General features: G+C 36.2%; 23 protein-coding genes. 8 read left to right on the top strand and 15 right to left on the bottom strand.

The window, feature by feature from the left end; genetic code table 11:
* Positions 1 to 659: 659 nt before the first annotated feature.
* A complete protein-coding gene (locus VB694_RS12895) occupies positions 660 to 4,133 on the top strand; it encodes a DUF4114 domain-containing protein (protein ID WP_323360721.1) in 3,474 nt (1,157 codons plus the stop codon).
* 154 nt (positions 4,134 to 4,287) lie between these two features.
* Here the strand turns inward: VB694_RS12895 and VB694_RS12890 are convergent, their stop codons facing one another.
* A complete protein-coding gene (locus VB694_RS12890) occupies positions 4,288 to 4,707 on the bottom strand; it encodes an NUDIX hydrolase (protein ID WP_323360720.1) in 420 nt (139 codons plus the stop codon).
* Positions 4,708 to 4,981: 274 nt separating this feature from the next.
* Here VB694_RS12890 and VB694_RS12885 point away from each other — a divergent pair, with 274 nt between their 5' ends.
* Together VB694_RS12885 and VB694_RS12880 are read left to right on the top strand one after the other, a co-directional pair.
* On the top strand, positions 4,982 to 5,431 hold the full coding sequence (locus VB694_RS12885) for a hypothetical protein (protein ID WP_323360719.1): 450 nt from the start codon (positions 4,982 to 4,984) through the stop codon (positions 5,429 to 5,431).
* Between the two features lie 61 nt (positions 5,432 to 5,492).
* Positions 5,493 to 6,314 (top strand): SDR family oxidoreductase, encoded by an 822-nt coding sequence (locus VB694_RS12880; protein WP_323360718.1) that lies wholly within the window; start codon positions 5,493 to 5,495, stop codon positions 6,312 to 6,314.
* Between the two features lie 200 nt (positions 6,315 to 6,514).
* Here VB694_RS12880 and VB694_RS12875 read toward each other — a convergent pair whose 3' ends face one another.
* Together VB694_RS12875 and VB694_RS12870 are read right to left on the bottom strand one after the other, a co-directional pair.
* Positions 6,515 to 6,970, bottom strand: a complete 456-nt coding sequence (locus VB694_RS12875; protein WP_323360717.1) for a cupin domain-containing protein — start codon at positions 6,968 to 6,970, stop codon at positions 6,515 to 6,517.
* 66 nt (positions 6,971 to 7,036) lie between these two features.
* Positions 7,037 to 7,807, bottom strand: coding sequence for a cysteine hydrolase (locus tag VB694_RS12870; protein ID WP_323360716.1), 771 nt, complete (start codon positions 7,805 to 7,807; stop codon positions 7,037 to 7,039).
* Between the two features lie 82 nt (positions 7,808 to 7,889).
* Between VB694_RS12870 and VB694_RS12865 the strand changes: the two genes are divergently transcribed.
* The gene (locus tag VB694_RS12865; RefSeq protein WP_323360715.1) at positions 7,890 to 9,299 is read left to right on the top strand and encodes an amidohydrolase; all 1,410 of its coding nucleotides are present in this window, start codon (positions 7,890 to 7,892) and stop codon (positions 9,297 to 9,299) included.
* A 115-nt stretch (positions 9,300 to 9,414) separates the two neighbouring features.
* Here the strand turns inward: VB694_RS12865 and VB694_RS12860 are convergent, their stop codons facing one another.
* From VB694_RS12860 to VB694_RS12840, 5 genes are all read right to left on the bottom strand, one after another.
* Positions 9,415 to 10,788: a cytochrome c biogenesis protein gene (locus VB694_RS12860; protein WP_323360714.1), complete on the bottom strand. Its 1,374-nt coding sequence runs from the start codon at positions 10,786 to 10,788 to the stop codon at positions 9,415 to 9,417.
* A 3-nt stretch (positions 10,789 to 10,791) separates the two neighbouring features.
* A complete protein-coding gene (locus tag VB694_RS12855) occupies positions 10,792 to 11,532 on the bottom strand; it encodes a cytochrome c biogenesis protein CcdA (RefSeq protein WP_323360713.1) in 741 nt (246 codons plus the stop codon).
* A 453-nt stretch (positions 11,533 to 11,985) separates the two neighbouring features.
* Positions 11,986 to 12,393 carry a type II toxin-antitoxin system VapC family toxin gene (locus tag VB694_RS12850; protein ID WP_323360712.1) on the bottom strand — a complete coding sequence of 136 codons (408 nt, stop codon included), beginning with the start codon at positions 12,391 to 12,393 and terminating at the stop codon, positions 11,986 to 11,988.
* Between the two features lie 4 nt (positions 12,394 to 12,397).
* Positions 12,398 to 12,694 carry a hypothetical protein gene (locus tag VB694_RS12845; protein WP_323360711.1) on the bottom strand — a complete coding sequence of 99 codons (297 nt, stop codon included), beginning with the start codon at positions 12,692 to 12,694 and terminating at the stop codon, positions 12,398 to 12,400.
* Between the two features lie 98 nt (positions 12,695 to 12,792).
* The gene (locus VB694_RS12840; protein ID WP_323360710.1) at positions 12,793 to 13,701 is read right to left on the bottom strand and encodes an AAA family ATPase; all 909 of its coding nucleotides are present in this window, start codon (positions 13,699 to 13,701) and stop codon (positions 12,793 to 12,795) included.
* Positions 13,702 to 13,885: 184 nt separating this feature from the next.
* Between VB694_RS12840 and VB694_RS12835 the strand changes: the two genes are divergently transcribed.
* Entirely contained in the window at positions 13,886 to 14,326 is a 441-nt protein-coding gene (locus VB694_RS12835; RefSeq protein ID WP_323360709.1) for a YidH family protein, read from the top strand.
* Between the two features lie 313 nt (positions 14,327 to 14,639).
* Positions 14,640 to 18,242 carry a pyruvate:ferredoxin (flavodoxin) oxidoreductase gene (gene nifJ / locus VB694_RS12830; RefSeq protein WP_323360708.1) on the top strand — a complete coding sequence of 1,201 codons (3,603 nt, stop codon included), beginning with the start codon at positions 14,640 to 14,642 and terminating at the stop codon, positions 18,240 to 18,242.
* Positions 18,243 to 18,294: 52 nt separating this feature from the next.
* Here the strand turns inward: nifJ and VB694_RS12825 are convergent, their stop codons facing one another.
* The 7 genes from VB694_RS12825 to VB694_RS12795 form a co-directional block, all read right to left on the bottom strand.
* Positions 18,295 to 18,780, bottom strand: a complete 486-nt coding sequence (locus VB694_RS12825) for a DUF3368 domain-containing protein (RefSeq protein WP_323360707.1) — start codon at positions 18,778 to 18,780, stop codon at positions 18,295 to 18,297.
* 5 nt (positions 18,781 to 18,785) lie between these two features.
* Positions 18,786 to 19,022 carry a UPF0175 family protein gene (locus VB694_RS12820; RefSeq protein ID WP_323360706.1) on the bottom strand — a complete coding sequence of 79 codons (237 nt, stop codon included), beginning with the start codon at positions 19,020 to 19,022 and terminating at the stop codon, positions 18,786 to 18,788.
* A 54-nt stretch (positions 19,023 to 19,076) separates the two neighbouring features.
* Complete coding sequence (locus VB694_RS12815) at positions 19,077 to 20,525, bottom strand: tetratricopeptide repeat protein (RefSeq protein ID WP_323360705.1); 1,449 nt, start codon at positions 20,523 to 20,525, stop codon at positions 19,077 to 19,079.
* Positions 20,526 to 20,527: 2 nt separating this feature from the next.
* Positions 20,528 to 20,926, bottom strand: coding sequence for a hypothetical protein (locus tag VB694_RS12810; protein ID WP_323360704.1), 399 nt, complete (start codon positions 20,924 to 20,926; stop codon positions 20,528 to 20,530).
* A 27-nt stretch (positions 20,927 to 20,953) separates the two neighbouring features.
* Positions 20,954 to 21,601, bottom strand: a complete 648-nt coding sequence (locus VB694_RS12805; protein WP_323360703.1) for a methyltransferase family protein — start codon at positions 21,599 to 21,601, stop codon at positions 20,954 to 20,956.
* An 80-nt stretch (positions 21,602 to 21,681) separates the two neighbouring features.
* Positions 21,682 to 21,840 (bottom strand): YqaE/Pmp3 family membrane protein, encoded by a 159-nt coding sequence (locus VB694_RS12800; protein WP_323360702.1) that lies wholly within the window; start codon positions 21,838 to 21,840, stop codon positions 21,682 to 21,684.
* Positions 21,841 to 21,935: 95 nt separating this feature from the next.
* On the bottom strand, positions 21,936 to 22,292 hold the full coding sequence (locus VB694_RS12795) for a translation initiation factor (RefSeq protein ID WP_323360701.1): 357 nt from the start codon (positions 22,290 to 22,292) through the stop codon (positions 21,936 to 21,938).
* Between the two features lie 325 nt (positions 22,293 to 22,617).
* Between VB694_RS12795 and VB694_RS12790 the strand changes: the two genes are divergently transcribed.
* Positions 22,618 to 23,310, top strand: a complete 693-nt coding sequence (locus tag VB694_RS12790; protein WP_323360700.1) for a HupE/UreJ family protein — start codon at positions 22,618 to 22,620, stop codon at positions 23,308 to 23,310.
* A gap of 285 nt (positions 23,311 to 23,595) precedes the next feature.
* On the top strand, positions 23,596 to 23,955 hold the full coding sequence (locus tag VB694_RS12785; RefSeq protein ID WP_323360699.1) for a hypothetical protein: 360 nt from the start codon (positions 23,596 to 23,598) through the stop codon (positions 23,953 to 23,955).
* Positions 23,956 to 23,970: the final 15 nt, after the last annotated feature.

Below are 23,970 nucleotides of genomic sequence, written 5' to 3'. Positions count from 1 at the left end.
AAAATGTCAAAATTAATCATAATTATTTGCCCATTAGCTTGATCAGATGCTGCTATTTGAGGGAATCAACAACCCTACTCAGAAAAACTCAACTCAGCGTTTTATGTATTCCTTGGCTAAACTGGATGGAGACTTGACAATTAATAGCACAGGAGATAGTCTATAATTATTGCGGGTGTTTAATAAGAACCTTCTTAATTAATCAAAAATTAAACCCCTAAAAATCAGTGAAAACTTCAGCATCTTGGTAAGTTCGTTTTGTTAAGTTCGTTCAGGTGTCATCGACAAAACCCCAAGTCTGAATAGACATGGATTTTATTAGTATGCAGTTTCGGTTAGGGTAACGGAATAGAATCTAGGTTGTAATTTGATAGAGTTTAACCTCGATTTTTCATACCGCCACGGAAATTTTTCTCAACTCTGCTTGCTCGAGGCACAGAGCAACTTTGTTATGCAAATTAACAGCGTGGTAAATTCATTCCCTCGACTGCAATTTATATGAACTCTGATTGTTAACAGCACAGAGTAACTTTGCAACGCAGATTAACAGCAAAAATGTCAAACTTGCGGGACTAAAGCCCTACCAAAGCAGATGAGTAGATGACATCGCAGTAGTGGCAATTATCAAACATTGGCAGAATCAACAATAGTACAGAATTATGACTGAAACAGTTTTTAACCTCTCCACACTTAATGGTACAAACGGCTTTACTATCATCAATGGCAATAATAATGACGATCACTTAGGCTACTCAATTAGCAACGCTGGAGACGTTAACGGTGACGGCATCAATGACATAATTATTGGCGCTTATCTAGCTGATCCCAATGGTCAAAGTAATGCAGGAAGCAGCTATGTAGTATTTGGTACTAACAACGGCTTTCCAGCCACCATAGATATTTCTACCCTAAATGGCATCAACGGCTTTACTCTCATCGGTAGTACAGAAGGTGAGGCATCAGGCCGTTCTGTCAGTGCAGCAGGAGACATTAACGGTGACGGTATCGACGACCTAATAATTGGCGCACCCTTGATTGATGTAAAGGCAAAGAATGCTGGCAAAGCATACATAGTATTTGGCAAAAGCAGTTTCAGTTCCACCCCCACCATCAACCTCTCCAACCTGAATGGTAACAACGGCTTTATTATCAACGGAGCGATTGCCGAAGACCAATTAGGCTATACAGTCAGTAATGCAGGAGATATTAACAAAGACGGCTTTGATGATCTAATTATCGCCGCTTCCAATGCCTATACAGATCCCAATGGTCTGCCAGGAAAAGCTTACATAATATTTGGTCAGCAAGACTTTAATTCTGACTTCGACCTCACCAGTCTCAATGGTAGCAAAGGCTTTGTCATCAACGGTCTGACTGCGGACGACTACTTAGGCTTTGCCGTCAGCAGCGCCGGAGACATTAACAATGATGGTATTGATGACATAATTATTGGCGCACATTTTGCCGATCCCAATGGTAGCGGTTCCGGACGGGCATATATAGTATTTGGCAGTGAGGAAGAATTCTCATCAAATCTTGATCTATCCAATCTTGACGGCAGCAACGGCTTTATCATCAATGGTCAAGATGATGATCAATTAGGTTTCTCCGTTAGCAGTGCTGGAGACGTTAATAATGACGGTATTGATGACATAATTGTTGGCGCACACTTTGCCAGTCCTAATGGCGTTTATGCTGCTGGAATCAGTTATGTAGTCTTTGGTAAAGATGGTAACTTTGATCCCATATTTGATCTATCTACCTTGAATGGTAATAACGGCTTTGCTATCAACGGCATTGGAGAGTTGAACAACTCAGGTTGGGCTGTTAAGGGAGTGGGAGATGTCAGCGGCGATGGTATTGACGACATCCTGGTTAGCGCCAAAAATGCAGATCCCAATGGTGAGTATTCTGGACAGAACTACGTCATATTTGGCAAGAGCAACTTTACTCCTTTGATCAACCTTGCCGATATTGATGGCACCAACGGTTTTGTTATTAACGGCAAATCTGAAGGGGATAACTTAGGTCACTCAGTCAGCGGTGGAGGAGACGTAAATGGTGACGGGATCAGTGACCTAATTCTCAGCGCCCCTTTTGCCGACTCTGCAACTGGGGAAGGCTACGTGATTTTTGGCATCAACAGCGCCCCCACAGATGTGTTACTGAGTACCGACAATGTTGATGAGAATGTTGCCGCCGAAACAGTAATTGGCAAATTTACCACCGTTGACCCCAACGTAAAAGTTCAGAATTTCACCTACACCCTAGTGGCTGGTGCTGCTGATAATGATGCCTTCATTATTGATGGTGATACTCTGAAAATTAAGCAATCTCCAGATTTTGAAACCAAGTCAAGTTATCTGCTTCGAGTCAAAACCACAGATCAAGGTGGACTCTCATATCAGAAAGAATTGACTATCAATGTTAATGACATTGATGAAACAGGAGGTAACACAGGCTCAAATGCAGCACCTACGGATTTAGTGTTAAGTGCCATTAATGTTGATGAAAATGTTGCCGCCGAAACTATAATTGGCATATTTAGCACTACTGATTCAGATTCAGGTGATACTTTTACTTATAGTTTAGTTGATGATGAAAACTATCCTGATAATGATGCTTTCATTATTGCTGGTGATACTCTGAAAATTAAGCAATCTCCAGACTTTGAAACCAAATCAATTTACAACATTGGTGTCAAAACAACAGATGCAGGTGGACTTTCTTTTGTTAAACAGTTGACTATTAATGTTAATGACATTGATGAAACAGGAGGTAACACAGGCTCAAATACAGCACCTACGGATTTAGTATTAAGTGCCATTACTGTTGATGAAAATGTTGCAGATGAAACTATAGTTGGCACATTTAGCACTACTGATTCAGATTCAGGTGATACTTTCATTTATAGTTTAGATGATTCTACAAACAATGATGATAATAATGCTTTTATCATTGATGGTAATCAACTAAAAATTAAGGAATCTCCAGATTTTGAAACCAAATCAAGTTACAACATTGGTGTCAAAACAACGGATGCAGGTGGACTTTCTTTTGTTAAACAGTTGACTATTAATGTTAATGACATTGATGAAACAGAAGAACCTACAACTGGAGGAAATACCCAAAATCAGCTAGTCAAGATTGGTGATGATGTCATTCAAATCATTAGCGATCAAAGCAAAGTCACATTTGAAGTCAACCTGAGAGGCAATAATTCTAATTCTGTCAAGGAATTAGCAGTATTTACTGTTGATGATGCAGATGGTAGAGTTAATGGTATTGCCCCTGGGGAGGATGGATATACTCAGGCAGCATTGGCAAGAAGTAAGGTAATTTTCTCTGCTATTGCTAACATTCCTAACCAGTTTGATGCCAGCAACTTCAAGAAGTTATTAGAATTTAATGCTAATGATCAATTGAGATTTTATATAGTGCAGAATGGAACAACTGATTCTGTACAAGCTGGGTTTACTCCTCTTACAAATGTCATTTTCCCTAGCTTATCAAGTCTCAATATTACTAAGTTAAGTGATGATAATTTCTCTGTTGCTTGGGAGAATTTAGATATCGATATTAAAGCAACGGATAATCCCTTAATTCTGGGTACAAATCTACAAGGTAATCCAGAGGGAGAAAGCCTTGATTTACGCAATGTAAATGGTTTGGTAAACGCTGAGTTTACAGTCTACCGAGAAGCAGCATTTGATAACTATGTCGGCTTCTATAAAGTGGCTAATGAAAATGGTGGGATTGATATTGACGGTGATGGTACTGCTGATATTCTTCCTGGAGAAGCTGGTTATACTCAAGCTGCGGTGAATCAGCATTTAAGCAATTTTGGTTTGAGTGTTGGTAATGGACAAACAGCAACTGTCAGCGGCACTTTGGAAGGTGGTGCTATCTATGTACCATTTTTAATTGTCAATGGTAGACCCGATGCTGTTATTGATAGTAATCCCAATAATGATCCAGCAGTTTATTTCACTTATTTAGGCGCTAATTCTGATCGTGTAGATCACGTGCGACTTTTGGGAGATAACACCTTTGGCTTTGAAGATTTAAGAGGTGGTGGAGATTTTGATTACAACGATATTGTTGTCAAAGTTAACTTGCAAAACATAGCTTAGAAATCTCTGATAGAGACGTTTCTAAAAACGTCTCTATCATCCCAGAAAATAGATATCTGAGTTTATTAACAAGTTTAAAATCTGAATATTTAAGTTTTTAAATTTGGGGTAATTATTACTTAGTAAGTATGATGCTGACTCCTAAATTCTTAACTTAAATTTTTACTTGGTTTTTTGAAGTCTCCAAAATTCTTTTGAGGGAATTTTCCTTTACAAGCATGGCAGCATGATTAATATCTAACCATATTCTTTCTCTTTGGGTTGCTTCTGGCCAGTCTTCTAACACTTTCTCCACTGGCAACAAAAATAAATGCACTCGATAAGTATTACCTCGTTTACGATATTTATAAGCACCTATTTTTTCGGTATTCACCTGGCCAACAACTCCTGCTTCTTCCCAGGCTTCTTTTGCTGCTGAATCAGGTGGACTCATCCCTTTACAAACTCCCCCTTTGGGAATTACCCAGCTTTGACGTTTACGAGTGGTAATCAATAAAACTTCTACTTTTCCATCTCTGAGACGATATGGAATCACTCCTGATTGTTTGCAGATTTTGTTGGGTTTTCTTCTCATGGGAGTCTATATTATGGTAAATTAACCTTTGGTTAGCTTCTAGATTGTAATTACTAAGGACTAAATCTATTCCTTTCCTTAGTTATATCTTTCACCTAGTTAACTGTTTATTCCGTATAATATTTAACGAAGTTTGATCGTTTGTCCTAATTAATGTCAATTAATGCCAAATTAAAGGATAATTATCTGGTAATTCAAGCAAAGCTTTCCAGATATTACCTAACCATATTAGTCAAAACTAACCAAGTTAAAAAGCCATATTGGCAATAAAAGAGTGTCAGTTATAGAACCCAAATCTCCAACATTTTGGTTAATTGAACCTGAAAAACACCCATCACAGCAGATCATAGCTGGAGGCTTGATTTTGCCAGATGGACAATTAGCAATTGTGAGATGTTTGCCAAATTCTAGTCATGCTATTTTTCCGTCTTTAAAATCTTTTCAACAGTTGCAAGAAAAAAGGGGTAGACAATTAATATTTGGTAATCATTCACTACATGGATATTATCTCAACACTTTTAAGTTAGTTAGAAACAAAGATGTCACAGGTATTAGTGGAACTGGCATAGTTGCAGAAGGATGTTATTTTCAAAGTTTTGGTGGTCTTGCTGTGATGCAATGGTTGACTGATGCGGCTTCAACTGCTTGGTATATTGGAGGATGGGAACAAATTGAATTAATTCATGGACATAAAGGTAAAACTCAAATTGTGATGGATGTTTAAATTCATATAAAATTATATAGGATTGTTATTTGATTTATGAAATTACTCATATTGAAAAATTATGACTAACATAGAAAATTCCAGTGCAGATTTTGTCCTCGTGGTTGGTGCAACTGGTGGTGTGGGACAGCTTGTAGTTAGCAAACTTTTAAAAAAGGGTTTGTCAGTTCGCATCCTGACACGAGATGCAGCAAAAGCTGAAAAAATGTTTAACCACAAGGTAGAAATTGTTGTTGGTGACATCCGCGAACCAAATACCCTCCCCGCAGCAATGTCAAATATCATCTCTATTATATGCTGTACAGGAACTACGGCTTTTCCTTCTGCTAGATGGGAATTTGATCCACCTCTGAATATAATTGAATTGGGACTGGCTTTATTTGACCCTCAATCAATTGAAAATAAAGCTAAAAATACACCTTTTAAAGTTGATTCCCAAGCTATTAAAAACCTGGTTGCAACAGCACCTAAAAATTTAAACAGATTCGTTTTTGTTTCTTCCTGCGGTATTCTCAGAAAAAATCAATTTCCTTTTAGTATTCTCAACCGTTTTGGTGTGCTAGATGCTAAACAGCAGGGAGAAGAAGCAATTATTAATTCAGGAATTCCTTACACAATTATTCGCCCTGGACGCTTGATTGATGGACCATTTACTTCTTATGATCTTAACACTATACTCAAGGCAACAACAGAAGGTAAGTTAAATGTAGTATTAGGCAAAGGTGATACTCTTTCAGGTGATGCTAGTCGCATTGATGTGGCTGCTGCTTGTGTGGAAAGTTTGTTTTATCCAAGTTGTAATAATCAGGTTTTTGAGTTGGTTAATCAAGGTATAAGTCCATCTGTAATTGATTGGCAACAGCTTTTTGATCAATTGATTTAGATCCTCCCAACCCCCTTTTTAAGGGGGGCTATTTTTTTTCACTACCTCTTTTACTTCGTCATACGGTTTATTTAATGAAAAACGTTCGCGTAGCGTGCCGTAAGGCATACCGCAGAGGCGCAGAGAACGCAGAGAAAAGAAGAAAATATAACTTATCTGTGTTATTTGGAGAGATTTAGTGAGGGTTCTTAAAGCTATTTTTACATGATTTTCAAGGAATCTAATCTTCCTAAAATTGTCATATCTTCGGCATCTAATTCTACGGGTGTTCCACTCCGAATTAGTTCAGAAAAGTCTTCATTTGGAACCATAATTGTGAGTGCGTAAAGACGAGAATTACCTGTATTTCTAATCAAATGTGTGCCTGTTGGTGGCACTAATAAACTATCTCCAGTTCTGATGTTTACTTTTTTACCATCACAAATTGCAACTCCTTCTCCTTTGAGAATAAAAAACATTTCTACTGCCCATTGATGGCGATTTGGTGGAGTTTGTCCACCGATATCAAATATTTCTACACAACAAGTTAAGGAAGTATTAGCAGAGGTTGAATCAAAGATAATTGCTAACCGATTAGTGTCATGGGGACTAATACGGTATACTTGATAATCTTGGGGAGATTTGATAACTGGAATTACACAACGAGTAGTAACCATATATTTAGGGATTAGGGATTGGGAATTGGGGATTGGGTAGAAATTAAAAAATTCTTGACTCCTAAATTAATTATTTAATGCTGTTACAATTGCCGAGGAATCTGTGACAAAACCAAAGCATTGTTTAACGTTGTACAAAGTTGCTTGCCAACAATATTCAGGTGAAGTTGTGGCTGTACAATCTTGTACTAAAATACAGTCATATCCTAAAAAGTTAGCATCACATAAAGTTGTGAAAACACATTGATCAGCGTTAACACCTGTAAATAATATTGTCGTTATTCCCAGGTTTTTAAGAATACTATCTAAGGGTGTATCCCAAAACCCACTCATGCGATATTTATCAACACGTATATCTGTCGGAAGTTGTGGTAGTTCATCTACTACCGCAGCTGCCCAACTATCCTTCATGAGAACTTTTGCACCGTTGCTAGGTAGGGCATCACCTAATCCTACACCTTCACCTGTGGGATTATAAACATGAAGCAAACCTGCACTAATATTGAGTAAGTCAGGACGATTTCCCCAATTTAGCCAAATTATCGACACATCCGCAGCCCGCAGTTGTGGTAATAATTTTTGTAAAGGTGCAATGGGTTGACGTGCAGGGTTGACATCTACACCGATATGCGATAACCAACCATCAGGATGACAAAAGTCGTTTTGCATATCAATGACGATAATGGCGGTTTTTGCCAAATCTAGGCGCAAGGTTTTGGTTTCTGTGGATAAGATAACGGGTTGTGGGGTTTTCTGAAGACGGGTAATATCTGCAAAGGTTTGATTTACTCCCCAAGTATTGGGGTAAAATCCTAGTGTTCGTAATGGTAAGTTCATAAATGCTAACACCAAATATCATTGCCTAATTTGTAACTTGAAATGATCTTAATTGTGCAATTACTTAATCAAGGTTAAAATCATGAACTTTACTATTCAGAAAGCTTTACTTGCTGTTCCAGACGGTTATACAACTTTAGATGTTCAGGTTGTTAATGGTATTATCACCACTATTGGTGAGAATTTAGATGTGATTGGTACAGCAATTAACGGTGAAAATAAACTGCTGTTACCTGGTTTTTTTAACGCCCACACCCATTCTTCGGAAAAGTGGCAACGGGGAATAATTCCACCTTTACCTTTAGAATTGTGGTTAGCCCATTTGTATGATTTCGCTCCTCTGGATACAGAACAGGTTTATCTCAGCGCCTTGGGTACGGCGGTGGAAACTTTACTTTCTGGGGGAACGAGTGTAGTAGATCATTTGGTGTTAATTCCGGGTCAAGAATTAGAAACTATTTCTACCGCAGTTCGCGCTTATCAAGAAATAGGAATTAGGGCTTTTATTGCCCCTTTAATTCAAGATGAATCTTTGACTGCTGGGATGCCAGAAGGTAAATTATTACCAAATCATGAATCTTATTTTCGTTCAACTGCGGAAACTTTAGCAATTATTGAAGAAGCTGTAATTAAGTTTCATCGTCCAGAGGCAGGGATAAATATTTTAGTTGCACCAACAGGAATCCAGTTGTGTACAGATGCTTTATTTACGGGTTGTATTGAGTTGAGCGAGCGTTACAATCTTTGTCGTCATTCTCATTTATTGGAAACTAAAGCTCAGGAAAAATTAGCAGCAGAAAAATATGGTTGTAGTGGAGTTGAACATTTAAATAGGATTGGTTTTTTGAGTAAAAACACAAGTTTAGCCCATTGCGTTTGGTTAACTGATGTTGATATTCAGATTCTGGCTGAAACGAAATCTACAGTTGTCCATAACCCGTTAAGTAATCTTCGTTTAGGTAGTGGTATTGCCCCAATTTTAAAATATCGTCAAGCGGGAGTAAATGTAACTTTTGGTTGTGATGGTGCTTCTAGTAATGATTCTCAAGATTTATTAGAAGCCATCAAAATTGGTTCTATTTTACATAATATGACTGATTTTGATTACCAATCCTGGATTACACCCCGTCAAGCTGTGGGAATGGCATCTTTAGGAGGTGCAAAAGGATTGAATATAGATGAACAATTGGGTTCTTTAACTGTGGGTAAAAAGGCGGATTTAGTGCTTTATGATTTAACTAATTTATCTTTACTTCCTCGTACAGATCCCATTGGTTTATTAGTTTTAGGTCGTCCTGTAAATGTTGTTAATAGTGCTTGGGTAAATGGCAAACAAATTATTGCTGATGGCAAAATTACAACTATTAATGTTGATGAATTACGAAAAGAATTATTTAACCGCAGTCAATGGGAAACAAAAGTAAAATCGCTAACTGTTGCACAAATTGAGCCTCATTATCGTCAGGTGATGGGTTTATCACCACTGTCTTGATTGTCGAAAGATCATAAAGAAAAAATTAAAAAACCGGAGAAGAAAGGAGCATAATTGTAATCCCATTTTTTTTATGAGGCAGTGCCTAATTTTCAACCTCATTTTTAAGGAAAAATTATTTTTTTTCTGTGTCATTAAGTTGATCTAAAATTTCTAAAACTTCTCTTTCAAAAGTAACCTGAGCGCGGTTAGTTTTACCACCAAGATAAAGTTTTTCTCCTATTTGTAAAGCCCAAATTTGGGAATGGGAAAAATAACTCATCACCACACCTAACATCAACAAACCAAAACCTATATAAACAATGGGAATACCGGGATCATATTTAATTTGTAACCCTGTGCTACCCACAACATCGACAATTTTCAAATTGATCCCATTTACAGGAATAGACATTCCTGAACGCACAGTATTAATTAATTTGCCTTGAGCATCATAAATTAATACCATGCCTTGTAAATCTTTTGCTAATAGCGAAACTCCTTCACTTAAATCTGGTTTAGTGGGAACCCAAGTTCCCCAAATTCTGCCTTGACCTTTGGTGTCTAATAGTGCCATTGGTAATTGGAAAATTGGACTATTATTTAATTTCACCTGAACACCAGAAATACCCCAATCTGTTTGATAAAAAACTACTCCATGATAACGCAGAGGTTTATTCACATAAATTTTTTCATGGTTTACTTCTTTCCCACCATTATCCAAAACAGATAAATCTGAATAAAACTGATCAATTCCTCCTTTTGGTGTGTAGTCAATCCAAAATCTATTCACGCGCACTGACCAATCTTTCAACACATCTTGAGAAGACCAAGCTCCAGATTCAATAATATTTTTCACCTGGAATGTATTACCACTAGCAATCATTTCTTGAGCCATGAAACCAGTCATTGATCCCCATATTCCCCCCAGCAAAATCATGACAATGCCAATATGTACAATGATAGGTCCAATGCGTCCGACTATACCTTTACGGGCATAGAGAATATCATTTTTTTCCTGATCCTGAAAAATTTTATAACGGCTTTTTGCTAAAAGTGGTGTAAGTGATTGGACTGTAATACCATCTAATTCTGCACTCAAAGCTAACTTATTAAATTTGCGAGGTTCGTCGTAATATTGCCATTTTTGGGCAGCTTTTAAAGCAGGTAATTGACGAGTAAAAGTACAAGCTGTTAAACTCGTACCAAATAAAACTAATAAAGCCAAAAACCACCAAGTTCTATAAACATGATCTAAACCCACAACTTGAATGACTTTCCAAGTGAGGAAACCAAATAAAGCTGGATGTTCAGGATAGTTGGCTTGGTAAAAAGCAGGGATTTGTCCCTGTTCAATTACCGTACCACTAACACTGAATAAGGCAATTATTAATAACAAGATAATTGCTAATCTTAAATCTGTCAGCACAGGTAAAACTTCCCGTTTGAGGAAGCGGACAGGAATGGAAAACAAATTTAAGTCTTTGGATGTTGTGTTATCTACAGTCATTGTTTAGAAACTACTAAGATGAATGCGAGAAAGTAAAGAAAATACACCAAAACCAACTAATAATGCACCGCTAACCGGGTTTATCCAACCAGACCAACGACGCAATTCTAATAGTTTTTTAATTGACGCAGTAAACGTACCTGCTAAAATTAATGGTGCAACATATCCGGCTGTATAAGAAAGTAGTAAAACAGCACCTAAAAGTAAATCTTGGGTATTAGCAACCCAACCTAATAAACTGGCTAAAACTGGTGTGCTACAAGGGGAAGCAACTAAACCAAATGTTAACCCGATGGAATAGGAACGGACTCCAGGAGGTAAATCTTGAGAAATCCAATTGGTTTCACCTAAAGATGGGAATTGTATGGGTAAAGCTTCTAATAAATTCAACCCCATAATAATGGCAATAATACTAACAATAATTGGTAAACCAATTCCTACTTGACCATATACTTTTCCCAGCAACCCTGCTATAATTCCTAACGCTGCCAATGTTGTTGCTAATCCTAAAGCAAACCAAGTTGATTGTGCAGCAGCTTGAAGTCTGCTTTTCGCTTCATAACCGCCAATATAACCAATAGTAATAGGCAGCATAGACAGCGTACATGGTGTCAGACTGGTGAGCAAGCCGGCTGCAAAGATAATGGCAATACTGACGAGGCTGAGGTGAGTGAGTTGGTTAGCAACCAGGGTGTTTGCGAATTGTTCAAGTTGATAAATTTGGGTTTGTAGATTCTCCAGCATGGGTTATGTTTGAATGGGAGAGGCTGACTCTGTTTACATTTTAGCTGAATTTAGTTTGTTGTTTCTCTTCGGGTGGGAATGTTGGAAAAAACTACATTAATTTTGAATGATAATTTTTAGTAATATATTTTTTGGGAAAAAAGTTCACTTGATCCATTTTTCGCAATAACTAGGAACTTATTGAGAATACTATTGAGAATAGTATCAATAAACTAACGAAATTTAAGGATTTGGGGATTGATTATTTTGTTGTTCTGTGTTTATAATATTTTTAGGTATAATACAAGGGTTTTTTATAAGTTGTTTTAGAGCTAGAATCTCTTGGTTGACTTCCCCTGTCTGGAGTCAGGAAGTAAAATTTTTGTTTGATAGAAAAAAACGAACCACAGAGTCACAGAGAACACAGAGGTAGAACCTCTAGGTTTGCATTCCCAGTCTGGAGTCGGGAAGTAATTATTCATCTTTTAACCAATTTTCTAATTTTAAATCTGTGATTCTTGATAAGTCGGAATCATGAGAAACTAAGATTAAATCGTGAATTATTGCGGTGGCTGCTATAAATATATCTGCATCTTGTATTGGTAAACCTCTTTGTTTTAAATCAGCATAAATTTCTGAGGCTTTTTGAAATATTGCCATATCATCTAATAGCAATATCGTGTATTCATGGGATAACTTCTCGAAATCAATTAACTTTCTCGTAGCGTTTACAGCTAAAAGACCTCTTTGAATTTCATAGTAAGTCATCCCACTAATAAAAAGTTTTTGCTGGTGACGAGTAGCAATTTCTAACTTGGTAGTTATTTTTGGATTACGCTTGATAATTGCTGTAATAATGTTGGTGTCTAGTAGATATGCCATTGACTTATTTCCGTTTTACCGCTTCATCAAATATTGTCATTTCTTCAGGTGTAAAATCATCTAATAAACCAGCCATTGCGTGTACCACTAAAATTTTATTAATTCTTTGTGATAAGTCATCATCAGCTATGGTTTGTACATCATCTCCTAAATTTGGTTGAGTAAACAGTTCATACATTCTTTCAATCATCTGTTGTTGACCTAACCTTTCTTGATAAACGCTATTATTAGCAATCAGATTTTCCACAATTGCAGAAATTCGTTTATAGGTTGTTTGTTCTTTAATAGATGTGTTATTCATGTTTTCACCTCTTGTGTTTTTTAGGATAGATATTTTTTTAGTATAGCATAATATCCCCGACTATTTTTTAACAATTCGGTGATATTTTCGATAAGTTATTAAACATCCTCCCAGGTAATAGTCATCATCATTTCTTTGTTGACTTCCGAAAGTATCACTAATCTGTTAGCTTGTCTTTCAATTATTTTCTCAAAGGTATTTCTGACAAGTCTACCATTTCCAAAACTATTATCTTTTTCATTATACAACTTGGTAAACTGTTGCAATAATTTTTCTTTACCTCTTGGGGTGATTCTATAATGTTGTTGCTTACATATTCCTTCAAAAATATTTAATAGTTCTTCTGGTTTATAGTCATCAAAATAAAAGTATCTATTAAATCTCGACTGTAAACCAGGATTAGCATTAATAAACCGCGACATTTCATCACTATAACCAGCGACAATTACAACCAACCTATCTCGATAGTCTTCCATTCTCTTTAATAAAGTATCTATCGCTTCCTGTCCAAAATCTTTACCTGAACCTGCTGGTGCTAGTGCGTAAGCTTCATCAATAAATAACACTCCATCTAATGCTGATGTTACAACTTCATCTACTTTCAATGCTGTTTGTCCAACATATCCAGCAACCAAACCTGATCGATCAGTTTCCACAACATGACCTTGAGAAAGTATTCCTAATTCTCTGTATATTTCACCCATCAGACGCGCAACCGTTGTTTTACCAGTTCCCGGAGGACCACAAAACACGGAATGTAATGAGATGGAAATATTAGGTAAACCTTGTTCTTGTCGCATTTTCTGAACTTTGAGAAAATTGATGAAAGTGTTGATGTCATTTTTGACATTTTCCATTCCTACCAGATGATTTAACTTTTTGATAACATCATCTAAACCGTCAGATTTAGAATCATAATTACTATGATGTTTCTTGTTTCCAGAGATATTTAAATCTCTCTTCATGCGTTGTAGTTCAGCTTCAATTTCAGGATCTCGATAAGTCATATCCTACATTCTTTCCTATTTCCAGTTATTTTCTATGAAAACGCGGCTAGTCTATGTAAAAATACGGTCAGCCTTAGTTAATCATAAGTCAAAATTAATAATATGCAATTGTAAATTACAAATTTTGATATGGTAGCTAAACCACTGTTCTATAATAGATAATGAAAGACTATAATTGATATGAATGAGTAAATTACCTAATCTTGATCGTATCCGAGAACATCAAGCGAACGAGCGAACTTTTTTAGCTTGGTTACGTACTTCTATTGCGTTAATTGGTTTTGGTTTTGCAATTTCTAGATTTGGGATATTTTTACGTCAAATTAACGCTGCTTTTACACAACAAGAAACTACTATAAACCCCTTGTTCAACTCAGAAAACTTGGGGATTTTTTTAGTGGTATTTGGTATTCTTACTATTGCTTTAGCAGCATGGAGATACAATCAAATTTTTTGGCAAATTGAACAAGGTGACTATAGACCTAAACGTTTACCAGTTTTGATTATGACTGGAGTAGTTATAATTTTTGGTTTACTCAGTATTCCTTTGCTTTTAATACGAAATCAAATACCTCAACGTCCGTCTTCTGCACCTAAACAAAATCAATCTTTTCGGATTCGTTAATTGTTAAAACCTAACTTAGATTTTCCCGAACCTATACCCTATTGGTAAAATTAAAACTTCTGAAATACTGGAAAATGTTTGGTTATTATTTTTGAGTACATGATTAATATATAATAGATAGATATATCAACCAATGATAATATCTAAAATATTGGCTAGAAATCAGAATACTTTATAAGCAATAATTCGATATTCATAAAAATGTAAAAGATATCACAAATCAACTTCCTGACTCTAGCCATTTTCAATGCTTATCTTTTTGGGTTCTCTGCATACAGTTGAAACAACCACAAAAGACACAGGAAGAAAAATCATGACCAAATTATTTGCCACAATTGATGGTAATGAAGCCGTTGCGCGTGTAGCTTACAAATTAAACGAAGTTATTGCTATTTATCCTATCACACCATCTTCAAATATGGGTGAATGGGCTGATGCTTGGATGTCAGAAAATAAACCCAATTTATGGGGAACAGTTCCTAGTGTTACCCAAATGCAAAGTGAAGGTGGTGCTGCTGCTGCGGTACATGGTGCATTACAAACTGGTGCTTTAAGTACAACTTTCACCGCTTCCCAAGGGTTGTTATTAATGATTCCCAATTTGTTTAAAATTGCGGGAGAATTAACCAGTTTTGTGATTCATGTTTCTGCACGTTCTTTAGCTACACACGCTTTATCTATTTTCGGTGATCATAGCGATGTGATGGCTGCAAGAAGTACAGGTTTTGCATTATTATGTTCTGCTTCTGTACAAGAAAGTCATGATTTTGCTTTGATTTCTCATGCTGCAACTTTAGTTGCAAGAGTTCCTTTTATGCACTTTTTCGATGGGTTTAGAACTTCCCATGAAGTGCAGAAAGTTGAGTTATTATCTGATCAAGATTTACAGGAACTTATTCCTTTAGAATTAATATCCGCACATCGTCAACGCTGTTTAACTCCAGATAAACCAGTGTTACGAGGAACAGCACAAAACCCAGATGTTTACTTTCAATCTCGTGAAGGTGCAAACCCTTATTACAATGCTTGTGCAGAAATTGTTCAACAAGTAATGGACAAGTTTGGAGAACGAACAGGACGATATTACAAACTCTATGAATATCATGGTGTTCCAGACGCAGAACGGGTAATTATTCTTATGGGTTCTGGTTGTGAAACTGTCCATGAAACCGTTGATTATTTAAACCAACGAGGTGAAAAAGTTGGAGTTTTGAAAGTGCGGCTTTTTCGACCTTTTGATGTGGGAAGACTTGTAGAAGCTTTACCTAATAGTGTTAAATCAATTGCGGTTCTGGATAGAACAAAAGAAGCAGGAAGTGCAGGAGAACCTTTATATTTAGATGTAGTGACTGCTATTTATGAAGGATGGAAAAAAACCACCTTTCCCAAAATTGTTGGTGGAAGATATGGTTTATCTTCTAAAGAGTTTACCCCAGCAATGGTGACAGCGGTTTTTGATAATCTTGCTCAACCATTACCCAAAAATCATTTTACTGTTGGTATTAATGATGATGTCAGTTTCACGTCTTTGAATTTTGACTCTAATTTTTCAACAGAACCAGATAATGTAGTTCGTGCTATGTTTTATGGTTTGGGTTCTGATGGTACGGTAGGTGCAAATAAGAACTCTATCAAAATTATTGGTGAAGGTACAGAAAATAATGCTCAAGCTTATTTTGTGTATGATTCTAAAAAGTCCGGTTCAATGACTGTTTCTCATTTGCGTTTTGGTGCTAGTACAATTCGTTCAACTTACCTCATCGACAAAGCTAATTTCATTGGTTGTCATCATTGGGGGTTTATTGAAAAAATTGACCTTTTGAAAAATGCTGCACCAGGGGCAACTTTCCTGTTAAATAGTCCTTATGAAATGGAAAAAGTTTGGGAACATTTACCAGTAAAAGTCAAAAAACAAATTCTCGCTAAAGACCTGAAAGTTTATGCTATTAATGCGAGTCAGGTTGCTAAAAATAGTGGTATGGGACACAGAATTAACACTATTATGCAAGTGTGTTTCTTTGCTTTATCAGGAGTATTACCACAGGATAAAGCTATTGCTAAAATTAAACAAGCGATAGAAAAAACATACTCTAAAAAAGGTGTGGAAGTTGTCAACATGAATTTAAAAGCTGTAGACAACACCTTAGAAAATCTGCACCAAATCGAAATTCCTCTAGTAGAAAAGGGTAAATTGTTAGATGTAGAGGAATTAGCAACATCTCTACAAACAAATGCACCGAAATTTGTAGAGGATGTATTAGGTAAAATCATGTTATGGGAAGGTGACGACTTACCCGTAAGTGCTTTACCTGCGGATGGAACTTTCCCCAGTGGAACTGCAAAATGGGAAAAACGCAACGTTGCAGAAGAAATTCCGATTTGGGATGAAAATGTCTGCGTTCAGTGTGGTAAATGTGTGATGGTTTGTCCTCACGCTGCTATTCGTGCGAAAGTCTATGCAGCGGATAAATTAGCAAATGCACCTGGAACTTTTAAGTCAACAAACGCAAAAGATAAAGACTTTGCTACCCAGAAATTTACTATTCAAGTTGCACCAGAAGACTGTACAGGTTGCAGTATTTGTGTGAATATTTGTCCTGTAAAAAATAAAGCAGAACCAACAAAAAAAGCTATTAACATGAGTCCGCAGTTACCCATCAGAGAACAAGAACGGAAAAACTGGGATTTCTTTTTAAGTTTACCAAATCCTGACCGCAGAAAGTTGAAATTAAATCAAATTCGGCAACAACAACTGCAAGAACCATTGTTTGAATTTTCCGGTGCTTGTGCTGGATGCGGAGAAACACCCTACCTTAAATTATTAACACAATTATTTGGCGATCGCTCACTCATTGCTAACGCTACTGGTTGTTCTTCCATCTACGGTGGAAACCTCCCCACAACCCCTTGGAGTCAGAACGCAGAAGGAAGAGGTCCAGCATGGTCCAATAGTTTATTTGAAGATAACGCCGAATTTGGTTTTGGTTATCGCTTATCTTTAGATAAACAAGCAGAATTTGCAGCAGAATTATTGTCACAATTAAGTAGTGAAATTGGCGATAATTTAGTTAATGACATCCTCACAAATTCCCAAAAAACCGAAGCTGATATTTGGGAACAACGGGAAAGAATTGCAACTCTCAAACAAAAACTAGAAGAAATTACGAACGCAGATGCACACAGATATACGCAGATAGAATCAAAAAATATCGGCGTTAATCAGCGTTTATCTGCGTTTGCAAATCTCAAATCCCTCGCTGATTATTTAGTGAAGAAAAGTGTGTGGATAGTTGGTGGTGATGGATGGGCTTATGATATTGACTTTGGTGGAATTGATCATGTTTTAGCCAGTGGTAAAAATGTCAATATCCTAGTCATGGATACAGAAGTTTATTCTAACACAGGAGGACAATCTTCCAAAGCAACTCCTAAAGCCGCAGTTGCGAAATATGCAACTGGTGGAAAACCAGCACCCAAAAAAGATTTAGGTTTAATGGCCATGACCTATGGTAATGTTTATGTTGCCAGTGTGGCTTTAGGTGCGCGAGATGAACATACTTTGAAAGTATTTTTAGAAGCGGAAGCTTTTGATGGTCCATCCTTAATTATTGCCTACAGTCATTGTATTGCTCACGGGATTGATATGACCACCGGTTTACAACAGCAAAAGGCTTTAGTAGACGCAGGAAGATGGTTGTTATATCGCTATAATCCGGCATTGCAAGAACAGGGTAAAAATCCCCTACAATTGGATATGAAAGCGCCTTCTGAGTCGGTTGAAAAGTCAATGTATCAGGAGAACAGGTTTAAGATGTTGACGAAAAGTAAACCGGAAATTGCGAAACAGTTGCTAGAACAAGCACAAGCTGAAGTAAATGCACGTTGGGAAATGTATCAATATTTAGCGAATAGGTAATTGGTAATTGGTAATTGGTAATGGGTAATTGGTTTTGACCTGTTACCTATTATCATTCTCTAACAATTGATAAAATACGATTATAAAGAGATGGACTAACCCAAAATTTAGCTGTATTGATTAAATCATCAAGAATAGGTTTAACTAATGGAATTAATTTCTGACGTTTGGCCTCAATTAAAATTCCTAAAATACCTGTTATCTTTAATTTATATTCTGTTGCTGTTTGTCTGCCTAATTGTTCATCTATAATTAGCCAATCTGCATTTAATTCTAATGCTAAAGCTATTACCGAAGATTCTCCTTCATCCAATTTGTTTTTTAAAGATTGTACTAAACTAACATTATTAACAGGTTTTACAATAATCCAGTCATAAGTTTTGACTTCTTTTGCTCCTGGTATTGAATCTCCCCATTGTGTTAATTCTTGAAAAACGGCTGATGATATGATAATTTCTCCATAAAGTTGTTCTAATAATTGAATTTTTCCTATAGCTGATAGATTAGTAATAGGTGAAGTATTGCTGACTATGATCATAAATTTTAGATAATTCCCAAGTTTTTTAAATCAACCTCTAAATCAGTTTCATCATAATGAATATTAATGTTTCTCATAGCTAATTCATTTTGAAATTCTAGTAAAGGCATTTTAGCAAGTTGGGATGCTTTACCAATACTAATTTTTTTTCTTTGAAATAAGAGGATAATCAATTCTAAAACTAATTCTTTTTCTGATAATCCACTGGCTTGGACAATATCTTCGGAAATGACTAAGCTCATTATGATCCTCCTGTTGAAACAAGTTTAGATTAATTATAACTTAACAGATTTTATTTATCGCCGAAACCAACCACGTACCCAACGCCACAACTGATGCAAACAACCCCAAAACCCACGACGGGAAACTACAGGCATTTTTGGTTGAGAAAGACGCTCAATTGCATTATTGCAAAGTTGCACATCTGCATCAATTCCCATCGTCTCATAGAGTTCATGGGCATTGCGATAAGCATCTAATGCGTCTAATTTTCGATTCAGATTTTCTAGTGTGCAACCTAATTTTTTTAAGCAATTAGCCCTACCTAAACTATCGTCCAATATTTCTAAAGACTGCTGATAAAATCCAAGTGCTATTTGGTACTTTTGTAGTAATTTATAAGCAGTACCTATACCCATGAAGCAATTACCTTCACCTAATCTATCGCCTCCTATTTCCCTTTTTATTTGCAAAGATTCCTGGAATAACTGAATTGCCTCTTTGTGATAGTTCGGAGAGTTGTGTCTTTGACCTAAAGAGTTATGTATGTTACCTAAAATGTTTTTACAAATACTTTTATTTAAACAAATATTTTTGTTTAGAGTATTAGCCGGAAGATTTGCTATTTCGCAACACTCCTGTAAGAAATTAATTGCTAGTTCATAATTACCTAAATTCCTGTGATATAATCCTAAACTTATTAGATAATCAGTTTCTATTAAAACATCGCCTATTTCTCTAGCTAATTCTAAACCTTCCAGAGATAATTCTATTACCCGATCATACTTACTGAAAACTAAACAAGCATTACCTAATTGAATGAGAGAATCCAGATAATTATGATTGTGTATATCGCCCATTTCTTTCCATTTACTAACTAATTGTCCATATAGTTCCAATTTGTCTGTATAATAACCCTGCAAACTTAAAAACTCATTGCAAAATTGTAATATATCAAAAGCTGAGTCATAATCTTCCAACTGGTAAAAATGATAAAAGATTTCTAAATATTCCTTGATATCATCTTTAGTTTGCCAACCTGATTGTTTAGCAATTGACTGATAATAATTAATAGCTTTTTGATGTGCTTCTGTCTGATCACCAGCCTTATATCGCACATATTCCCACACCACAGGCTGAAACTCAAACCATCTGCAATCATCAATCAGTTTTTCTGATAAAAAAGAACGCTTGACAAGATTTCTTAATTCTTTCTCAATCTCTGTTTCTGAATTTCCTGGACATACAGCTACAGCAGCAGCACTATTAACCGCAGGACTATAAACACTGATATTTTGTAATAAACTTTTTTGTAAATCACTCAACCGCTCAAAACTGGCATCTAATACCAACTCTATCCCCATTTCTTGCCCACGGTGCGAATCCACTACTTGAGGATCTGTTAACAACTGCTGCAAGTTCCCCAAACCTAAACTTTCTAATCTTTTTAAATTTGGGTCTTGGGGATATTCTTCTATTAATAAAGCCGCCACAAATCTCAACAGCAAAGGATAGCCATCTACCAATTTTACAAATCTGCATCTTTCATAGCTTTGAGTACCCGATTCAAAATCACCTTACCATTAGGTTGAATTACCTCTAAACGAATAAAATCTGGGTCACTTGGTCGCCAAGTAATTTGATATTTCAAACCATTATTATTCCAAGTGTAAACTTGACGGGCATTAGTTCCTGAAGCCACAGCACCAGACAAGCTAATATAAGAATTAGGATTACGCCGATTTTCACCATAATAGTAATAGACATTATTATTAAATGACAACCTTACTTTCCAATCCTGATCAGCAAATGTTCCCCCTGGATAATTGTATCTCTGTGCTAGTGCAGGTTGAGTCATTACCACATCCATAATCCCAGGTGTAGAAATACCCAAAAAAGCCGCCAATGTCATTGCTTTGTAGTTCATAAAACTCTCTCTTTGGTGAAGGTGAAATTATATGGTTTTTTCTGCTTGAATATTCCTAGATATCCATAATTTAGGAAACAGCAAACCAGAATTTTCTTGATATTTCTCAAACTCAGGATATCGAGATAGAGATTTATCTTTTTTGAGCATATTGGGAACAAATATCATAGCTATAAATAACCCCAAAATTAAAAAAGGTAGCCAATGCTGAGTTAACATAGCAAATGCCAGATAAATCAAAACTTCTCCCAAATAATTAGTATTACGACATCTAGCAAAGAAACCTTCTGTAATTAGTCCAGTTTTGTACTTGAGTGTATAGTATTTCTGGGCATCACTGCTAAAATGTAAAAACACACCCACAATATTCAAAGAAATAGCAGCAGCTATTAATGGTAAAGGTGGAACAGTACCGCTACTAATCAGAATAAATGGTGCTACCCAATATAAACCCAGTAGTAAAAAGGTAATAATTCCCATAAAACTAGGAATTTCTTGCTCCCATTGCTTATCTGGAAAAATACTATCTTTTATTAACCAAAGAAAACCATAAGTACCATGAAGCGCAAGATAAACCCAAGCTCCAAGAGTAAAATTATGGTATAAAACCATTAGTCCCAAAACGATTGCAAAAGTTAGACCTTTATGAAAATTAATGGGATACTTTACTTTCATATTCTGGATATTTGTGAGATTCTTTAAGTTAGACAAATAAATAGAGAGATAGGAAAATACCACCTATCTCTCTGCAATCATTACTTCTTCGCAATTATCCAAACCGCGTGGATAATACCTGGAAGATAGCCGCATAACGTCAAGACAATATTAATCCAAAAGTCTAGCCCAAAACCTACCTGCAAAAATACTCCTAAAGGTGGCAGAAAAATCGCGCATAAAATCCTTACTAAATCCATTTCAGCCTCCTGTTAATATTCCACATCTCTACAATTAACATCACTGTCGATCCATAAGATTCCTGAAATCATCAAGATACGGTAAACCACACTTATTAACCACCGCTGATTTTGGCTTTGTAACCCAACTTAACCAAAATCTCTAAAATCTTCTGTTTATGATCTCCTTGAATTTCAATTTCGTTCTCTTTGACAGTTCCACCTGTACCACATTGGCTTTTTAACTGTTTTAATAAAGCAGCTAAAGTTTCTGGTTTGGTTTGAAACCCAGTAATTACTGTCACAGTTTTACCTTTGCGTCCTGCACGAGTAGCTTGTACTCTCACATTTTGTTGATTTGGGGGTAAATCTTGGATTCCGCGTTCTACAGCCCGTTCTAAGGCGGGTAAGCTACCGTTACCAAATTCTTGGTAAACAAAGCGTTTGTCAGATTTGGGATTGGAAGAAGACATACAATTTAATTCAGGTTTAATTCCGGTTAAATTAACATTTAGCAAAATGGTCTGTGTTAGGAAATGACACTGATAGTCTATTTTCAAAGTGCTTTGTTATGTAGCAAATGAATTATTCCCACACTTTACACTCTTATTGTTGACTCTGTTCTACCATTTTAGCTAATCAGTGACTACTACTGAGCAATAACCAAAGAATAAACAGCTTAATTGCTCATTTTGTGACTTTTCACAGCCTGTTAATAAATCTATGTGATAACATTAATTTTTTTAAGGATTAGAGTAATATAAATTACCGAAACGAAAAAATTGAGATATAATTTTTATGTTCAAAATTGTCTTATCACCATCTGGTAATTCTGAGGAGAACCGCACCTCCAAGCAGCACAATTACATAGTAGCGATCGCTGCTTTAATCTTAATAAGTCTGCTGAGTTCGTCAGGTGGAGCGCCAATTGAACACACAATTTCTAACTGTTGGGAAGGATTTATTTGGGGTATCGCCGATCCAGTTATTAGCTTAGATCGATTAATTAGTATCGTTGCTATTGGTTTACTCTCTGCTAGATTTGTACGTGGTGCTTGGATAGGTATATTTTTTGTGATTGCTGCCTTTTGTGGACAATTACTACATTTGAGTTTACTAAATTTACCAGGTGCAGAAATAGCGATGCCTACGGCGAGCGCAGCGATCGCCATCTGTACTGTAGTATTTGGTATAATTTTAGTCTTACCTACCCCAATCACCTGGTTAGCTTGCGCCATACTGAGTGTCATCGCTGGTTTATCTCACGGTTATGCTGATAGTCAAGCAATCATGGGTGCAGAAATGCTTACTCTAGCTGCATATCTGATTGGTGTCATCTTAACTCAAACAGCAATTGTCTTGTCCGCTAGAGAAATCGGCAAAATTATCACCCATAAAGCAAGTAACCAAATATTAACTAAAACAATTCACTGGATTGGGTTAACTTTTTGTGCAATTGGTATTGTATTTTTGGCTAATGCAGTAATCTAGAATCAAGACAATACCACAAGGGTAGTTTGGCTACTAAGTTGGTAATTGTTGTTAGAAAACTTAACATAATTCTGCACAATTACCCACTTAGTATAATTTTTCCAAAATCCCTAATATTTCTAACAAGAACGTCAATATTCTTACAAAATACCCATTAGTTATAAATTTTACCAATCCTTAATCATTCTGAGGTTCACAAATCAAATAGCATTGTTATGGATGGTATTTTTGTTTGATTTTCAAATTTCAACTAACATAGTTTATTGCTGATCATGAAATTATTTGATGAATATTAACCATATTACTATGATGATTTCTCAAAATTGGGGCGCTCAAGAAATGATTTCCGCTGGAATAGAAGCTAAAATAAATCGCTTAGAATCTATTGTTGAGCAAATCGGTGAAGCCGTACTTTCTACTACCGAGACTATTGAACGTCTGGCTCAAAGATTAGATGCTCTTAGTTTACAAGTCGAGTCTCAGGGAAAACAAGTACAGCAGCAAGGTTATCAAATTTTTGCTCTCTGTGATGCTGTGCAGAGCCTAGCTGAAACTCAGAAAGATTCAATCCAAGAAATTAGTCAATTGACAAAAACCGTAGATAAAATCGTGTTTTTGCTGCAAAGTGCAGATGAAGAAACATGAAGTTTTTCATCAAAG

Origin of the sequence: Anabaena sp. UHCC 0451 (genome assembly GCF_034931405.1) — a bacterium.
Classification (GTDB): Bacteria; Cyanobacteriota; Cyanobacteriia; order Cyanobacteriales; family Nostocaceae; genus RDYJ01.
This window is presented reverse-complemented; position numbering and strand designations above follow the sequence as displayed.

Excerpts from the sequence above, each read along its gene's own strand:
- VB694_RS12840 (WP_323360710.1), bottom strand. The coding sequence starts at position 13,701 with ATGACTTATCGAGATCCTGAAATTGAAGCTGAACTACAACGCATGAAG.
- VB694_RS12790 (WP_323360700.1), top strand. The coding sequence starts at position 22,618 with ATGTTCAAAATTGTCTTATCACCATCTGGTAATTCTGAGGAGAACCGC.
- VB694_RS12835 (WP_323360709.1), top strand. The coding sequence starts at position 13,886 with ATGAGTAAATTACCTAATCTTGATCGTATCCGAGAACATCAAGCGAAC.
- VB694_RS12825 (WP_323360707.1), bottom strand. The coding sequence starts at position 18,780 with ATGATCATAGTCAGCAATACTTCACCTATTACTAATCTATCAGCTATA.
- VB694_RS12805 (WP_323360703.1), bottom strand. The coding sequence starts at position 21,601 with ATGAAAGTAAAGTATCCCATTAATTTTCATAAAGGTCTAACTTTTGCA.
- VB694_RS12800 (WP_323360702.1), bottom strand. The coding sequence starts at position 21,840 with ATGGATTTAGTAAGGATTTTATGCGCGATTTTTCTGCCACCTTTAGGA.
- VB694_RS12870 (WP_323360716.1), bottom strand. The coding sequence starts at position 7,807 with ATGAACTTACCATTACGAACACTAGGATTTTACCCCAATACTTGGGGA.
- VB694_RS12890 (WP_323360720.1), bottom strand. The coding sequence starts at position 4,707 with ATGAGAAGAAAACCCAACAAAATCTGCAAACAATCAGGAGTGATTCCA.
- VB694_RS12855 (WP_323360713.1), bottom strand. The coding sequence starts at position 11,532 with ATGCTGGAGAATCTACAAACCCAAATTTATCAACTTGAACAATTCGCA.
- VB694_RS12860 (WP_323360714.1), bottom strand. The coding sequence starts at position 10,788 with ATGACTGTAGATAACACAACATCCAAAGACTTAAATTTGTTTTCCATT.
- VB694_RS12845 (WP_323360711.1), bottom strand. The coding sequence starts at position 12,694 with ATGAATAACACATCTATTAAAGAACAAACAACCTATAAACGAATTTCT.
- VB694_RS12795 (WP_323360701.1), bottom strand. The coding sequence starts at position 22,292 with ATGTCTTCTTCCAATCCCAAATCTGACAAACGCTTTGTTTACCAAGAA.
- VB694_RS12865 (WP_323360715.1), top strand. The coding sequence starts at position 7,890 with ATGAACTTTACTATTCAGAAAGCTTTACTTGCTGTTCCAGACGGTTAT.
- VB694_RS12880 (WP_323360718.1), top strand. The coding sequence starts at position 5,493 with ATGACTAACATAGAAAATTCCAGTGCAGATTTTGTCCTCGTGGTTGGT.
- VB694_RS12785 (WP_323360699.1), top strand. The coding sequence starts at position 23,596 with ATGAATATTAACCATATTACTATGATGATTTCTCAAAATTGGGGCGCT.
- VB694_RS12895 (WP_323360721.1), top strand. The coding sequence starts at position 660 with ATGACTGAAACAGTTTTTAACCTCTCCACACTTAATGGTACAAACGGC.
- VB694_RS12850 (WP_323360712.1), bottom strand. The coding sequence starts at position 12,393 with ATGGCATATCTACTAGACACCAACATTATTACAGCAATTATCAAGCGT.
- VB694_RS12875 (WP_323360717.1), bottom strand. The coding sequence starts at position 6,970 with ATGGTTACTACTCGTTGTGTAATTCCAGTTATCAAATCTCCCCAAGAT.
- VB694_RS12820 (WP_323360706.1), bottom strand. The coding sequence starts at position 19,022 with ATGAGCTTAGTCATTTCCGAAGATATTGTCCAAGCCAGTGGATTATCA.
- nifJ (WP_323360708.1), top strand. The coding sequence starts at position 14,640 with ATGACCAAATTATTTGCCACAATTGATGGTAATGAAGCCGTTGCGCGT.
- VB694_RS12810 (WP_323360704.1), bottom strand. The coding sequence starts at position 20,926 with ATGAACTACAAAGCAATGACATTGGCGGCTTTTTTGGGTATTTCTACA.